At 72.7% G+C, this 13706-nt stretch carries 14 protein-coding genes; 9 read left to right on the top strand and 5 right to left on the bottom strand.

Annotated features, from left to right (window positions below):
• Positions 1-338: 338 nt before the first annotated feature.
• From Aau02nite_RS29120 to Aau02nite_RS29110, 3 genes are all read left to right on the top strand, one after another.
• Positions 339-1448 (top strand): DUF1996 domain-containing protein, encoded by a 1110-nt coding sequence (locus Aau02nite_RS29120; protein WP_212991779.1) that lies wholly within the window; start codon positions 339-341, stop codon positions 1446-1448.
• A 70-nt stretch (positions 1449-1518) separates the two neighbouring features.
• Positions 1519-2718 carry a cytochrome P450 gene (locus tag Aau02nite_RS29115; RefSeq protein WP_212991778.1) on the top strand — a complete coding sequence of 400 codons (1200 nt, stop codon included), beginning with the start codon at positions 1519-1521 and terminating at the stop codon, positions 2716-2718.
• The gene (locus Aau02nite_RS29110; RefSeq protein WP_212991777.1) at positions 2715-2909 is read left to right on the top strand and encodes a ferredoxin; all 195 of its coding nucleotides are present in this window, start codon (positions 2715-2717) and stop codon (positions 2907-2909) included. Before Aau02nite_RS29115 ends, Aau02nite_RS29110 begins: the two co-directional genes overlap by 4 nt.
• A gap of 16 nt (positions 2910-2925) precedes the next feature.
• On the opposite strand, the gene Aau02nite_RS29105 is transcribed toward Aau02nite_RS29110, so the two are convergent.
• Positions 2926-3831, bottom strand: a complete 906-nt coding sequence (locus tag Aau02nite_RS29105) for an oxidoreductase (RefSeq protein WP_212991776.1) — start codon at positions 3829-3831, stop codon at positions 2926-2928.
• Between the two features lie 128 nt (positions 3832-3959).
• On the opposite strand from Aau02nite_RS29105, the gene Aau02nite_RS29100 reads away from it, so the two are divergent.
• Together Aau02nite_RS29100 and Aau02nite_RS29095 are read left to right on the top strand one after the other, a co-directional pair.
• Positions 3960-4829, top strand: coding sequence for a helix-turn-helix transcriptional regulator (locus tag Aau02nite_RS29100; protein ID WP_212991775.1), 870 nt, complete (start codon positions 3960-3962; stop codon positions 4827-4829).
• Between the two features lie 91 nt (positions 4830-4920).
• Positions 4921-5361 carry a VOC family protein gene (locus Aau02nite_RS29095; RefSeq protein WP_212991774.1) on the top strand — a complete coding sequence of 147 codons (441 nt, stop codon included), beginning with the start codon at positions 4921-4923 and terminating at the stop codon, positions 5359-5361.
• Here the strand turns inward: Aau02nite_RS29095 and Aau02nite_RS29090 are convergent.
• On the bottom strand, positions 5307-6266 hold the full coding sequence (locus Aau02nite_RS29090) for a LysR family transcriptional regulator (protein WP_212991773.1): 960 nt from the start codon (positions 6264-6266) through the stop codon (positions 5307-5309). The genes Aau02nite_RS29095 and Aau02nite_RS29090 overlap by 55 nt on opposite strands.
• 66 nt (positions 6267-6332) lie before the next feature.
• Between Aau02nite_RS29090 and Aau02nite_RS29085 the strand changes: the two genes are divergently transcribed.
• From Aau02nite_RS29085 to Aau02nite_RS29070, 4 genes are all read left to right on the top strand, one after another.
• A complete protein-coding gene (locus tag Aau02nite_RS29085) occupies positions 6333-7118 on the top strand; it encodes an inositol monophosphatase family protein (protein WP_212991772.1) in 786 nt (261 codons plus the stop codon).
• Positions 7119-7146: 28 nt separating this feature from the next.
• Positions 7147-7761: an NAD(P)-dependent oxidoreductase gene (locus Aau02nite_RS29080; protein ID WP_212991771.1), complete on the top strand. Its 615-nt coding sequence runs from the start codon at positions 7147-7149 to the stop codon at positions 7759-7761.
• A gap of 142 nt (positions 7762-7903) precedes the next feature.
• Complete coding sequence (locus Aau02nite_RS29075) at positions 7904-8107, top strand: hypothetical protein (RefSeq protein ID WP_212991770.1); 204 nt, start codon at positions 7904-7906, stop codon at positions 8105-8107.
• The gene (locus tag Aau02nite_RS29070; RefSeq protein ID WP_246595529.1) at positions 8074-10836 is read left to right on the top strand and encodes an ATP-binding protein; all 2763 of its coding nucleotides are present in this window, start codon (positions 8074-8076) and stop codon (positions 10834-10836) included. The genes Aau02nite_RS29075 and Aau02nite_RS29070 overlap by 34 nt, the downstream gene beginning before the upstream one ends.
• A 13-nt stretch (positions 10837-10849) precedes the next feature.
• Here the strand turns inward: Aau02nite_RS29070 and Aau02nite_RS29065 are convergent, their stop codons facing one another.
• The 3 genes from Aau02nite_RS29065 to Aau02nite_RS29055 form a co-directional block, all read right to left on the bottom strand.
• Positions 10850-11215 carry a hypothetical protein gene (locus tag Aau02nite_RS29065; RefSeq protein ID WP_246595528.1) on the bottom strand — a complete coding sequence of 122 codons (366 nt, stop codon included), beginning with the start codon at positions 11213-11215 and terminating at the stop codon, positions 10850-10852.
• Positions 11216-11232: 17 nt separating this feature from the next.
• Complete coding sequence (locus Aau02nite_RS29060; protein ID WP_212991769.1) at positions 11233-11895, bottom strand: TetR/AcrR family transcriptional regulator; 663 nt, start codon at positions 11893-11895, stop codon at positions 11233-11235.
• Between the two features lie 75 nt (positions 11896-11970).
• On the bottom strand, positions 11971-13680 hold the full coding sequence (locus Aau02nite_RS29055; protein WP_212991768.1) for an alpha/beta hydrolase: 1710 nt from the start codon (positions 13678-13680) through the stop codon (positions 11971-11973).
• Positions 13681-13706: the final 26 nt, after the last annotated feature.

Below are 13706 nucleotides of genomic sequence, written 5' to 3'. Positions count from 1 at the left end.
CGGGATGCTCCTCAACGCGAGTACGGCTCTGCTTTCGCCGAGTGTACTGAGCGGGGATCGATTGTGGTCGACGGGTTGGCCGCTAACACTTTTCCGGTCCGGGCCGGCGAATTCTGTCCTGATGGACAGTCATTCTTTGGTCCCGCTTAAGGGCCTGTCGGGTCCGCGCCGTGCCTGCCTACCATTCCGGCGGCCGGTCGCCTCGGCCCCATTTTCTGTTCGCCTGGTGGGAGTGACCCGTGCCGTCTCCGTCGTTCTCCGCTCCTGGGGCCGGTCCGCCGCCGCGTCCCGGTCGCCATGCCCGGCGCTCGCGGGGTCTCGCCGTCGCCGTCGCCGGCGTGACCGTTGCCGTGATCAGCGTGGTGGTCGTGTCGGTGAGCCTCACCCGGGCTTCCGCCCGCCCGCAGCCGCACGCCGCGGCTCAGAGCCTCCCGGCGACGCCATCGACAACAGCGGCGGCGAGTGCGTCAAGCTCCGCCGGCAGCTCGGCGAAAGCCTCACCGTCCGCCGGTAAGCCGTCGGCCGGTAAACCGTCTGCAGCGGCGCCGGCTCCCCGGGCCGGCTGGATCCCGATCGACCGGGCCGCCTGGCAGGCGCAGCTCGCCGCGTACAGAGCCATTAAGGCCGAACCCGCGGGCGACGCCGGCAATCTGCCGGAGTTCCGGGCCGACTGCCGGTACAGCCACCGCAAGGCCGACGACCCGATCGTCCTCCCCGGCCTCCCGGGCGCCTCGCACATGCACTCGTTCGTCGGCAACAAGGCCGTCGATGCCCACACCGAGGCCGCCGATCTGATGAAGTTCACGGCCACCACCTGCAAGCCGGTCGTGGACCACTCCGCCTACTGGGTGCCGACGCTCTATGAGGCCGCCACCCGCAAGCCGGTCGAGACCACCGGATTCCGGGTCTACTACCGCTCGATCCGGAAGAACTCGGACGGCGTCGTGCCGATGCCCAACGGTATGCGCATGGTCGCCGGTGACGCCAAGAAGAAGCAGCCCACCCCGCGAGGTGCGCAGGGCCAGTTCTACTGCGCTTTCTACGGTCCCGGCGACATCAACGGCTACGCCCGCAGCGACAACGGCAACTGGCCGATCTGCGGCGAGCCGGCGAGCCTGCACTACATGATGCAGTTCCCGGACTGCTGGGACGGCAGGAACCTGGACAGCCCGCACCACAAGGAGCATCTGGCCTTCGGGACCGAGGCCGGCTGCCCGGCCGGTCACCCGGTGCGGATCCCGGCCTTGACGTTCGACATCGCGTACGGCGCCAAGGGCTCGAAAGCGGGTTACTACCTCTCCTCCGACCCGCCGGGCCGCAGCGCCTCGTCGATGCACGGCGACGCTTTCGTGATGTGGGACGTACGGGAGATGAACCAGCGCGTCCGGAACTGCATCGCGCAGCGCCGCACCTGCAACAACGACGGGTACGACCCGTTCCGGTACTGACCGAGGGACATCGATCTTCGTCGAAGCCGCGTAGAGTATTCCCCCGACTACACAATGTGGAGGTTCGGGGATGTCTCTGCCTGCGTTGCCACTGCCCGGGGAAGACCAGCTGCCGTTCGACCCCCCACCGGAGTACGCCCGGCTGCGCGCCGCCCCGCGGGTGATCCGCGTGGCCTGCCCCACCGGCCTGGACGCCTGGCTGGTCAGCGATTACGCCGGGGTCCGCGAGGTGCTCGGCGACGGCCGCCGCTTCTCGACCCGGCCCGGCCAGGCCGCCCACGTGCTCGGCGCATTCGGCGGACCGGACGCGCCGATCAGCGGCTTCAGTCAGCTGGACGGCCCGGAGCACATCCGGATCCGGCGCAACTTCGCACCGCAGGTGTCGCACCCGCGCCGGCTCGCCGAGCTCCGGCCCCTGGTGGAGCAGATCACCGACGATGCGGTCACCCGCATGCTCGCCTCCCCGCAGCCCTATCCGTTGCACAGCCGGTTCTCCACCGCGATCACCACCGCGGTGATCGCCGAGCTGATCGGCGTGCCACCCGACCGGCATCAGCTGCTGCACGACGCGGCTACCGCACTGTTCACCACCTCCACCACGCCGGACGAGCTGCGCCGGGCGGTCGAGCCGCTGTGGGCGTACCTCTATCAGCTGGTCGCCACCCGCCGGGCCCGGCCCGGCGACGACGTGCTCAGCCGGATGATCGAACACAGCGCGGACAGCGCGCGCCCGCTCACCGACGCCGAGCTGACCGAGATGAACGGCGCGTTGCTGATCGCCGGTTTCGACACGACCGCGTCCATGATCACGTACGGGCTGGTCTGCCTGCTCAACACCCCGGGACAGTGGGAGAAGCTCTGCGCCGACCCCGAGCTGGCCGCCTCGGCGGCCGAGGAGTTGGTGCGGTACCTGGGTGTCGGCGCCGGGCTGCTGCGGCAGGCCACCGAGGACACCGAGGTGCACGGGCAGCCGATCAGAGCAGGCGACTACGTGGTGGTGGCGCTGCAGTCCGGCAACCGCGACACCGCCCTGCACCCGGACGCCGGCACGCTGGACGTGACCCGCAAACCGGGCGCCCACCTGGGTTTCGGGCACGGCGCGCACGCCTGCGTCGGCCAGCAGATCGCCCGGATCGAGCTCACCACCGTGCTGGGGACGCTGGCCCGCCGGGCGCCGGGGCTGCGCGTCGCGGTGCCGCTGGAGGAGATCGTCTGGAAGAAGGACTCGGTGGTCCGCGGGCCCGCCGAGCTGCCGGTGGCGTGGTCATGAAGGTCGTCGTGGAACGGGACCAGTGCATCGGCGCGGGGATGTGCGTGCTCACCGCGCCGGCCGTCTTCGACCAGGATCCCGACGAGGCTGTCGTGGTGCTGCTCGACGAACAGCCGCCGGAGACGCAACGGCCGGCGGTGGAGCAGGCGGTCGACCGCTGCCCCGCCGCCGTCATCCGGCTGCTGCCCTGAGCCGTGCGGTACCAGGTCAGAGATAGCTGACGCCGGTCAGTTCCTCGGCCGCCGCCCAGAGCCGCCCGCCGACGGCCGGATCGGTGGCCTCGCGGCTGAACCGGGCCTCGGTGACCCGGCCGCGCGTCTCCCAGAGCCCGGCCGGCCCGAAGAACTGCCCGCCCCGCACGCCAGGGTCGGTGGCCGCCCGCAGCTGGGGCAGCGTGCCCTGCTCCACCGGCTGGGTGGCCAGCAGGCCGACGCGGGCGATGACCCGGCCGAGCCGGCCGCGGTGCTCCCAGGCGCGCGGGGTCAGGTTGGTGCGGGTGATGCCCGGGTGGGCCAGCACGCTGGCGACCGGCGAGCCGGCGGCGCGCAGGCGGCGGTCCAGTTCGACGCCGAAGACCGTGGTGGCGAGCTTGGACCGGCCGTAGACCGCGGCGGCCCGGTAGTTCCGCTCGGACATCAGGTCACCGAAGTCCAGGTGCGCGTTCCTGTGGGTGATCGAGCTGAGGCTGACCACGCGCGCCGCGGGTGCCGCCGCCAGGTTGCCGAGCAGCAGGCCGGTCAGCGCGAAATGGCCGAGCAGATTGGTGGCCAGCTGCAGTTCGAAGCCGTCGGCGGAGGTGCGGCGGGGGCCGAGCAGGACCACACCCGCGTTGTTGATCAGCAGGTCGATCGCGGGGTGGTCGGCGGCCAGCTTGGCGGCGAATCCGCGTACCGAATCGAGCGAGGCCAGGTCCAGCTCCCGCACTTCGACGTCGCCGCCGATGCGGCGGGCGGCCTCGGCGCCGGCGGCGGTGTTGCGCACGGCCAGCACGACGTGCGCGCCGCGCCGGGCCAGCTCGGTGGCGGTGACCAGGCCGAGGCCCGAGTTCGCGCCGGTCACGACCGCGGTCCGGCCGTGCTGGTCGGGGATGCGGTCGGCGGTCCATCCGGTCATCTGCTGCTCCTGAGGAATCGATGCGTGGAAGCCGACGGTAGGAGCGATCCGGGCCGGTTCCGTCGTACCCGTCTGCCTAGGTCCGGCAGACCTACCCACGACGGTCCGGGTCGCGGCACACTTGCGGCATGAGCAGCCCGCATCCGTACGCTCGTGAGCTCGGCGACTTCCTGCGCGCCCGGCGCAGCCGGCTGCGCCCGCACGACGTCGGCCTGGAGCCCGGCGGCCGGCGCAAGGTCACCGGGCTGCGCCGCGAGGAGCTGGCCCTGCTCGCCGGGCTGAGCACCGACTACTACCAGCGGATGGAGCAGGGCCGGGAGGTACGCCCGTCCGACGACGTCCTGGAGGCGCTGGCCGGCGCGCTGGCGCTCGACGACGAGGAACGCCGCCACCTGTTCACGCTGGCCCACGCCGCCCGCCGGCCGATGCCCGCCCGGCCCGAGCACGGCCCGGAACGGGTGCCGGACAGCACCCGTCGCCTGCTGCGGGTGATGGACACCCCGGCGGTCGTGCTCGGCCGGCACCTCGACCTGCTGGCCTGGAACACGATGGCGGAGGCGCTGCTCGGCGACCCGGCCGGCCACCCGGCCGACCGGCTCAACATGCTGCTGCTGATGTTCGACGACACCCGGACCGGCGACCGGACCTGCCCGGACTGGGAGCGCCAGGCCCTGGACTACATCGGCATGATGCGCGCCGCCGTCGCCGCCGACCCAACCCATCCCCGCGCCACCGCGATCGTCGGCGAGCTCAGCATCCGCAGCGCCGAGTTCCGGCGGCTGTGGGCCCGCCACGACGTCCGCGAGTCGGTCAGCGGCACCAAGACCTTCTCGATCCCCGAGGTCGGCGACATCGCCCTGGACTGGGACACCTATCCGCTGCCCGGCAACCCCGGCCCGGTCATGCTGATCTTCACCGCCGAGCCGGGCAGCGCCGACGCGGACCGGCTGCAGCTGCTGGCGTCCCTGCACGCGACCCGCTCGGCGCACTCCCGCTGAAAAAGCCGGCGCGGATGTCGAGAACGGCGTGGCGGCCGCGTCCCCGGGGCGGAGACGGCCATCTCGGCCGTCCGGCAGCGAGGAGACCGGCATGACGATCCAGCGGATGGACAACGTCCTCATCGTGGTCGAGGACCTGGACGCGGTCATCGCGTTCTTCGTCGAACTCGGCCTGGAGCTGCAGGGCCGGGGGCCGGTCGAGGGCCCCTGGGTGGAGCAGGTCATCGGGATCGCCGGCGTCAAGCAGGACATCGCGATGCTGCGGACCCCGGACGGTCACTGCGGCGTCGAGCTGGCCATGTTCCACACGCCGAAGGCGATCGGCGCCGGGCCCCGGATCGCCCCGGCGAACACGCTGGGTCTCCGCCGCATCATGTTCGCCGTCGACGACATCGACGAGGTGGTCGCCCGGCTGCTCGCCCACGGCGCCGAGCTCGTCGGCGAGGTGGCGCAGTACGAGGACGCCTACCGGCTCTGCTACGTCCGCGGCCCGGAGGGCATCATCGTCGGGCTGGCCGAAGAGCTCGGCTGAAGGCCCCCGAGGACCGCGCTCAGCACCTCGCGGGTCCGGTCACGGAGCCAGGCGTGGCCGGTGTCGGTGTCGTAGCGCTGATGCCAGTTGGCCACGATCGGCACCGGCGGCAGCCGTAGCGGGGCCGGCAGCGGTGCGACGCCCAGCCCGAAGGCCGTGATCAGCGGCCGGCACATCACCTCCGGCACGGTCACGACAGCGTCGCTGTTTCCGACGATGTGCAGGGCTGTCGCGGTGCTGCCGACCGCGGCCAGCACCCGGCGGTGCCGGCCGTGCGCTTCGAGCTGCTCGTCCACAGGATCGCTGAGCCGGCCGCGGCGGGACACGAGCAGGTGGGGCTGAGCCGCGTACGCCTCGAGGCCCAGGCTCCCCGCGTACGGGTGATCGGCGCGCAGCACCACGACGAGCCGGTCGTGGCCCACGGTCTCGGTCCGGATCTCCGGCAGCTCCGGGGCCGTCGCGCCGATCTCCAGGTCCACCCGGCCGTGCCGCAGGTCGTCGGTGTCCACCGCCGTCTCGGTCAGGAACCGCACCCGTACGCCCGGGGCCCGCTCGGCGATCGCGGCCAGCAGCGGCGCCGCGAGTGCCGTGGTCAGCGCGTCGTGGCACTGCAGCGTGAACGTGCGCTCCAGCGTCGCCAGGTCCAGATCACGGCTCGGGGCCAGCACCGCGCCGGCCTGCCGGACCAGCCCGCTGACCTGCTCACGGACGGCCATGGCGTACGGGGTCGGCGTCATCGTCCGGCCGGTCCGCACCAGGATGTCGTCGCCGGTCAGCTTCCGGATCCGGCCGAGCGAACGGCTGACCGCGGGCGACGACAGGTGCAGCCGTTCGGCCGCTCCCCGCACGCTGCCCTCGACGAGCAGGGCGTCCAGCGTGGTGAGCAGATTCAGATCCAGTTGCATGCCGGTAAACGTTAGCTTAAAGAGAGTGCACTGTACTTATCTCTGGGTACGGCCAAGACTCAGATCATGACCGATGACCTGATCTCCACCACCACCGATCTGGTCCGGGAGGCCGGCGCCCGCCTGCGGGGCTACTTCGCCCCCGGCAACCGCGTCGCGACCGAGGACGAGCTGTTCAGGAGCCTGCGGCGCCACGACGGCGCCGTTGCCGACCTGCTGCGGCCCGCCCTGCTCGCCGCGCTGCCCGGCTCCGGCTGGGAGGAGGACGAGCACGCCACCGGCCCGCTGGCCGGCGGCGACCGGTGGGTCGTCGACCCGGTCGGCGGCAACCTCAACCTGGCCCACGGCATGACCGACTGGAACATCGGCGTCGCGCTGGTCCGCGACGGCCACCCGGTGTTCGCGGTGCTCTACGCGCCCTGGTCCGACGAGACGTTCACCGCTGCCGACGGCGGCGGGGCGTTCCTCAACGGCACCCGGATGGCGGTCTCGGCCAAGACCGACCTGGCCCTCGCCCTGACCGGAACCGGCCAGGCCCGCCCCGGCCACTCGGCCGTGGTGGCCCGGCAGGTCGGCACCTCGATGACCGCCATGCTGCAGCGCGCCCTGTACGTCCGCTCGTCGGTGCCGGTCGGGCGCGAGCTCAGCCAGGTGGCGGCCGGACGGCTGGACGTGCACTGGCAGTTCGAGAACGTGCGGTCGCACATCGGCCCGCTGCTGCTGGTCCGGGAGGCCGGCGGTGTCGTCACCGACTTCGACGGCAAGCCGTGGGAGATCACCAGCAACGGCTACGTGGCCGCCGCGCCCGGTGTGCACGCCGCCGCCCTGGACGTCCTGCAGAACACGCTCTGACCCTCCACTGTGATCGAGGAAGACTGCCATGCGTATTGCCGTACTCGGCGCCACCGGCGCCACCGGAACCCTGATGGTCACTGCCGCGCTCGACCGAGGGCTGGCGGTGACGTGCATCGCCCGGCAGCCCGGACGGATACCTGTCCGGCCCGGACTCACCACTGCCGCGGCCGACGTGCACGACCCGGAATCGATCGAGCGGGCCGTCATCGACTGTGACGTCGTGCTGTCCGGACTCGGTGTCGCCAAAGGCACTCCGCCCGGGGTTCTCACCGCCGGCGCCAAGGCTGTCGCCGCCTCCGGCGTTCCTCGCATCATCTGGCTCGGGGCGCTGGGCACGGGACCGTCGGCCGACGTCGCCGGCCCGCTCACCCGGGCCCTGATCAAGCTCTTCCTGCGCGACGAGCTGCCCGACAAGGTCACGGCCGATGCCACGGTCATCGCCACGGGCGGAACGGTGTTCCACGCCGGCCTGCTGACCGACGGCCCGGCGACCCCCGCCCGGCGCACCCTGACCCTGGACCGGACCCCGAGACGATTCCTGCCCGGCCGGGTGAGCCGGGGGACGGTCGCGGCAGCCATGGTCGAGGAGGCGGTACGCGGACACTTCCCCGGACAGACCGTCACCATCAGCAGCACCTGAGAGCAGGCTCGTAGGTATACCTAGGCGGCCCGCGTACCCCCACTAAAGCGGAGCGACAGCCAAGATAGGTGATCGCGTCCGATGTGACAGCTCCCCCGTCAGCCGACGATTGATCCATCACCGGTTGACGAGGAGAGAAGCCATGATGATGCACCCGGACCTCCTGCTGGCCCTGGCGAACGACCGGCACCGTGAGTTGATCGCCGAGGCGGATCGGGAGCGCCTGCTCACCAGCGCCCGGCGGGCCCGCAGAGCCCGCAGGGCCCGGAAAACCTCGGCCGTCCGCGGACAGCCCACCGGTACCCTGGCGTCGTGCGAACCATCCGCGGCGGTGCCGGCCCGGTGATGATCGGGCGGGAGAGCGAGCTGCGCCGGCTGGCGCAGCTCGCTTCGGCGCATGAGCCGGCGGTCGCCCTCATCGCCGGCGAGCCGGGCATCGGCAAGACCCGGCTGGTGCACGAGTTGCTGGCGACCGTGCCGGCGGCGACCGTGGTGCTGGTCGGCCAGGCGGAGCCCGGCTCGCTGTCCCGGCCGTACGAGGTGCTCCTGGACGCCATCGACGGCCACCCGGAAGTCGACGAGGAACAGTTGGCGGCCCTCGCGGACCCGCGGCGCAGCCCGGTCGAGCGCCTGCACACCGGACTGGCCATCCTGGCCGACCTGATCGGCGACTCCCCCGCCGTCGTCGTCTTCGAGGATCTGCACTGGGCCGACTCGGAGAGCGCGGCGCTGTTCGAGCGGATCGCGGACCAGCGCGGGCCCCGGCTGCTCATCGGCACGTACCGGCCGGACGAGGTGACCCGCCGCCGGCCGGTGGCGGGACTGCTGGCCCGCATGGAACGCCGGCACGCCGTCACCCACGTACGCCTGGACCGCCTCACCCCCGCGCAGACCGCGGCGTTGCTCGCGGCAGCCACCGGCGCGCCCGCGCCGCTGCGCGCCGCGACGGCGCTGCACCACCGCACCGGCGGCAACCCGTTCTTCCTGGAGGAGCTGCTGCGTGCCCTGCCCGGGTACGACGTGGACGCCCTGGTCGAGCAGCCGCTGCCGTGGAGCCTGGCCGACGTGCTGCGCCGCCAGGTCGACGACCTCGAGCCGCTCAGCCACCGCATCGTCGAGGCGGCCACCGTGCTGGGCCACCGCATCCCGTTCGATCTGCTCGCCGAAGTGACCGGAACGGGCGAGGACGAGCTCATCGCCGCCCTGCGCGACCTGGTCACCCGGGGCGTGCTGGTCGAGTCGGGCGAGGACGAGTTCGCGTTCCGGCACGCCCTGGTCCGCGAGGCGATCGCCGATCAGATGCTCGGCCGGCAACGCCGCCGGCTGCACGAGGCGGCCCTCGACGTCCTGCTGCGCGGCGCGGCCGGCCCGGTCGCGGGCGCCGGCGGCTCCGACCCGGCCATGGTGGCGCACCACGCCCGCGGCGCCGGCCGGTACGACGACATGATCGCCGCGGCCCGCCGGGGCGCCGCGCTCTACCTCTCGATCGGCTCGGCGTACCAGGCCCTGCAGCTGGCCGAGATGGGCCTCGACGAGGTGCCCGACGACACCGAGCTGCTGGCCGCCGCGGCCCGGGCGGCGTGGCTGGCGGGTCTGCTGGACGACGCCCTGCGGTACGGCCGGCGCTGGCGGGACCTCGCCGGCACCACGACCGACCGGGCCGAGTCGCTGTACCTGCTGGTCCGCATCGCCTGGGAGTCGCGGGAGACCGCCGAGATGCGCACCCTCACCCAGGACATCGAGACCCTGATCGCGCAGCTGCCGCCCGGGGCCGACCAGGCCCGGGCGATGACCGCGATCGCCCAGTCGGCGTACCTGCGCGACGACCCCGACGCCGCGCTGCACTGGGCCGACAGTGCCCTGGCCCTGGCGGACGAGTTCGACCTGCCCGCCGTGCGTCTCGCCGCGCTGCTGGAGAAGGGCTCCACCCTCACCGAACGGCCGCAGACCGCCGCGGCCGGCCGGGAGATCCTGTCCGGCCTGGTCGACGAGGCCGAGAAGGCGGGCGAGTGGGTGCTGGCCGCCCGCGCCCTGAACAACCTGGTGCACGGCGAGCCGCCCACCTCGCCGGCCGAGCACGCCGAGACCCTGGAACGGATGCGGACCGACGCCGAACGGGCCGGCTTCGAGTCGCTCGCCGTGGCCACGTACTTCCAGGGCCGGGCCCGCCTCGCACTGCGGGCCGGCGACCTGGACGCCGCGATCGCGGCCCTGGAGAACGGACGCGAGCAGGACCGCGGCTACCGGCGCCGGGGCCGCTGGGCCGACTACCACGGGGTCTTCCTCGCCGGGCTCTACCTGGAGGCCGGCGAGCTGGACCGGGTCGAGCAGCTCATCGCCGACCTGGCCGCGCTGCCCAACAATCCGCCGACCACGATCCCCGGCCTGGCGTTCAACCTCGCCTGCCGCCGCGGCGACCTGCCCCGCGCCGAGGCGACCCTCGACGAGCTCGTCACCGTCATGAACGAGGAGAACTGGCACAGCGGGGAACAGGCCCACGACCTGATCTCCGCGGCTCTGCGGATCGGCCTGCCGGCGCACCAGCTCGACCGGATGGCCGCCGCACTGCTCGACGAGGACGTGTGGGACGCCTACCGGACGCTCGTCGACGCCCAGCTCGCGGAGGCGCGCGGCCGGCACGCCGAGGCGCTGGCCGGCTACCTTTCGATCACCGACGCGCACATCCTGGGGCCGGCGAACCGCGGCACCGTCCACGTCGGCGCCGCCCGCTGCCTGCTCGCCGCCGACCGCCGCGAGGAGGCCACCGCGCAGGCCGGGGCGGCCGCGTCGTTGCTGTCCGGGTGGCGGGGCTGGCGGGTGGACCAGCTCGCCGGGGTACGCGCCCGGCTGGGCATGGCCCCGGCCGACGCACCGCCCGCGGTGACCGGCCCGGCCGCGCTGACGCCCCGCGAGCGGGAGGTGGCCGTGCTGATCAGCGACGGGCTGACCAACACGGAACTGGCCCGGCGTCTCTACATCTCACCGAAGACCGCGGCCGTGCACGTCTCCAACATCCTGCGCAAGCTGGGCGTCTCGTCCCGTACGGAGGTGGGCGACCTGGTCGGCCGGCGCTGACCCACCACAGTGGTCATTGCGGGAAGACGCGCGGGATCCGGGGCGAGATCTCGCTGCGGAACGCTTCGATGCGCCCGGTCACCTGACGCCGGCCCCAGGCGTTCTCGATGCGGTCGATGTACAGGCAGCGGGCGGCGAGCTTGTCCAGGTCGACCGTGAAGTACATGGCCGTCAGCGGATTGACGAACAGGGTGCTGCCGCTGGTGCGCCGGGTGAACTGGACGTCCCCGAAGGCGCCCCTGGTGGCCGCGGCGATCTGGCCGTGGACGATGGTCGGCCAGGTCACCAGCTTCACCGCCGCGTCGAGGCCGCCGCCCGCACCGGCGATGAGGACGTTGCGGGCCGGGGCCAGAGCGGCGAACAGCGGCGGGGTGAGCAACGAGGGGCCGGCGTCCGTCAGGGCCGGATCAGTCCCGCCACGAGCACGGCGAGAGCGTCGTCGATGGCCATGTTCTTCTCCTCGGCGGTCAGCTGCGGCAGCAGGTCGAGCAACATGATCGACAAACCGTGCACCGTGGCCCAGCTGGCCGTCACGGCCTTGCCCGTGTCCTCGGGACGCAGGCAGCCCACCTCGACGAGCCGGGTGAGCGCGCGCTCCAGGAAGGCCCTCGGCCTGGGCCGGTCGTCCTCGTCCCCGGACGTGTCGGCGGGCGCCGCGGGAACTCGGATCCCGGTGGGGTCGCCGCCCATCGCGGTGCGGAACAGTCCGGGCTCCGTCAGGGCGTACTGCACGTAGGCCCGGCCGACCTCGCGCAGGTAGGTCGTCGCCGCCTCCCGCGCGTCGGCGGGCTCGGCCGGGGCCACGCCGTCGAGGTGGGCCTTCATGGCCACGGCCATGTCGCCGCGGGCCCGCTGCGCGACCGCCTTCTTCAGGGCGGTCAGGGTCGGGAAGTGACCGTAGGCCGAGTTGGGCGCGACACCGACGACCCTGGTCACTTCCCGCAGGACCAGGGCTTGCGGGCCGCCCTCGCGAGCGAGATCGATCCCGGCCCCGATGAGAGCGGCGCGCAGATCGCCGTGGTGGTAGGAGGCCCGCTTGCGAGGGCGTTGCTCGACCATGGCCAGATCCTGGCACGCCTCGGCGGCCCCGGCCCGCGTGGGCGGGGCAGCCGCGGCCACCCCGCCCACGAACGGTCACTGCTGCGGCGTCAGCACCGACTCCGGGATCAGCGTGGCGACCGGCGGACGCTGCTTACCGGTCGGCGAGGACAGCGTGGTGGCCTCCCCCGCCGGCGGCAGCGGCTCGGTGAACGGCTGCACCGAGTCCGTGCAGACCGTGCCCTTGGCGGGCGGCGTACCGGTCAGCAGGTAGTTGTCGATCGCGGTGGTGGCGCACACACCCGAGCCGTACGCGGTGTGGCCCCAGTTGTTGCTCGACAGCAGCCGCGAGTTCGGCAGCAGCCGGCTCGACGTGACGGCTCCCCGGTAGTTCGTCGCCGGGTCCCAGAAGTTGCCGACGACCAGCACCGGAGCGGCGGTCCGCCGGGTGAACGGCCCGCGGTAGGCGTCCTCGTCCTGGACCGTCCACGTCTTGTGCGCGCACTGGCTGTCGATCCAGCCCCAGGCCCGGCCGAAGTAGGGCGCCTGCTGGTCGCGCCGGGCAGTGGCGGCCGGCCAGAGTCCGGCGTCCGCCGGGTGCCGGCCGTCGGTGCAGATGACCGCGCTGCTGGCCTCGAATCCGTTCTGGTACGGGAAGTCGTACCCCCGCTTGGTCGCCCGGGCCTCCCGGGCCCGTTCGGTCAGCGCGGCCGTCGAGCCTCCGCGCAGTGCCGCCCAGACCTCCGCGGCGATCTCGGTGACCACCTGGCCGGCGTCGACGCCGTAGAGCGAGCCGAGGATCGCGCTGACGAAGACCGCGTACGTGACGGTGATCGTGCCGCCCGCGCCGTCGGGTAGTTCGAGCGGCTTCGCGCGCAGCTCGCGGGCGATGGTCGCGAAGTTCTTGACCGGGTCGCCGCCGGCGAAGACGCAGAACTTCTCACCCGCCTTGTCGCAGCGCTTCAGGATCTCGATCAACGCGCGGTACGCACCGTCGGACGAGCGCAGCCGCTGGTCGAGGATCTCCCGGGTGCTGCCCACCCAGTCGGTCGGGTCGAGCACGCCGTCCACGGCCAGGGCCCGGAACCGGTCGGGGAACATGTTCGCGTAGTACTGGCCCAGGGCGCTGCCGTAGCTGAAGCCCAGGTAGTTGAGCTTGCGGTCACCCACGGCGCGGCGCATGACGTCCATGTCGCGGGCCACCTCGGCGGTGGACATCGCGCCGGCGAGCGGCCGGCCGGTGGTGGAGCAGGCCCTGCCCAACTGCTTCGACCCCTTCACGTACCGCTGCTCCTCGGTCTTCGTGACCGGGAACGGCACGTTCAGCAGATCGAGGACCGCGGTCTGGTCCTTGACCGACTTGAAACAGCGGAGGTTCGCGCTGGCCCCGATGCCGCGCGGGTCGACACCCACGATGTCGAAGCGCTGCAGGAGCGAGTCGCTGAGGAAGTACGGCGCGAACAGCGCGAAGTCGGTCGCCGATCCACCCGGACCGCCCGGGTTGAGGAACAGGCTGCCGATCTTGCGCTTCTGGTCCTTGGCCTTGACCCGGAGAATGGCGATCTCGGTGGTCGCGCCCTTGGGCTTGTCGTAGTCGAGCGGCAGCTGCGCGGTCGCACACTCGGCGATGTCGTAACACTTGTACCAGCCGAGTCTGGGCGTGGGCACGGCATCGACCCGGCGGCTCTCCGCCTTGCTGGTGCGCTCGGCGGCGGCCGGTGCGGCCGACCCGGGCGCGGCGGCGACGGTGGCCAGGACTATGCCGGCCAGCGCTGCGGTCAGTAGTCGGTGCGCCTTCAGTGGCATACGGACGACCCTTCTGACGGTGGCTC

This window comes from Actinoplanes auranticolor (genome assembly GCF_018332655.1).
In the GTDB taxonomy this organism is placed as follows: domain Bacteria; phylum Actinomycetota; class Actinomycetes; order Mycobacteriales; family Micromonosporaceae; genus Actinoplanes; species Actinoplanes auranticolor.
This window is presented reverse-complemented; position numbering and strand designations above follow the sequence as displayed.

Bases quoted from the DNA above. Each gene is read 5' to 3' on its own strand.
- Aau02nite_RS29110 (WP_212991777.1), top strand. From the start codon at position 2,715: ATGAAGGTCGTCGTGGAACGGGACCAGTGCATCGGCGCGGGGATGTGC.
- Aau02nite_RS29105 (WP_212991776.1), bottom strand. From the start codon at position 3,831: ATGACCGGATGGACCGCCGACCGCATCCCCGACCAGCACGGCCGGACC.
- Aau02nite_RS29115 (WP_212991778.1), top strand. From the start codon at position 1,519: ATGTCTCTGCCTGCGTTGCCACTGCCCGGGGAAGACCAGCTGCCGTTC.
- Aau02nite_RS29085 (WP_212991772.1), top strand. From the start codon at position 6,333: ATGACCGATGACCTGATCTCCACCACCACCGATCTGGTCCGGGAGGCC.
- Aau02nite_RS29080 (WP_212991771.1), top strand. From the start codon at position 7,147: ATGCGTATTGCCGTACTCGGCGCCACCGGCGCCACCGGAACCCTGATG.
- Aau02nite_RS29095 (WP_212991774.1), top strand. From the start codon at position 4,921: ATGACGATCCAGCGGATGGACAACGTCCTCATCGTGGTCGAGGACCTG.
- Aau02nite_RS29090 (WP_212991773.1), bottom strand. From the start codon at position 6,266: ATGCAACTGGATCTGAATCTGCTCACCACGCTGGACGCCCTGCTCGTC.
- Aau02nite_RS29060 (WP_212991769.1), bottom strand. From the start codon at position 11,895: ATGGTCGAGCAACGCCCTCGCAAGCGGGCCTCCTACCACCACGGCGAT.
- Aau02nite_RS29075 (WP_212991770.1), top strand. From the start codon at position 7,904: ATGATGATGCACCCGGACCTCCTGCTGGCCCTGGCGAACGACCGGCAC.
- Aau02nite_RS29055 (WP_212991768.1), bottom strand. From the start codon at position 13,680: ATGCCACTGAAGGCGCACCGACTACTGACCGCAGCGCTGGCCGGCATA.
- Aau02nite_RS29100 (WP_212991775.1), top strand. From the start codon at position 3,960: ATGAGCAGCCCGCATCCGTACGCTCGTGAGCTCGGCGACTTCCTGCGC.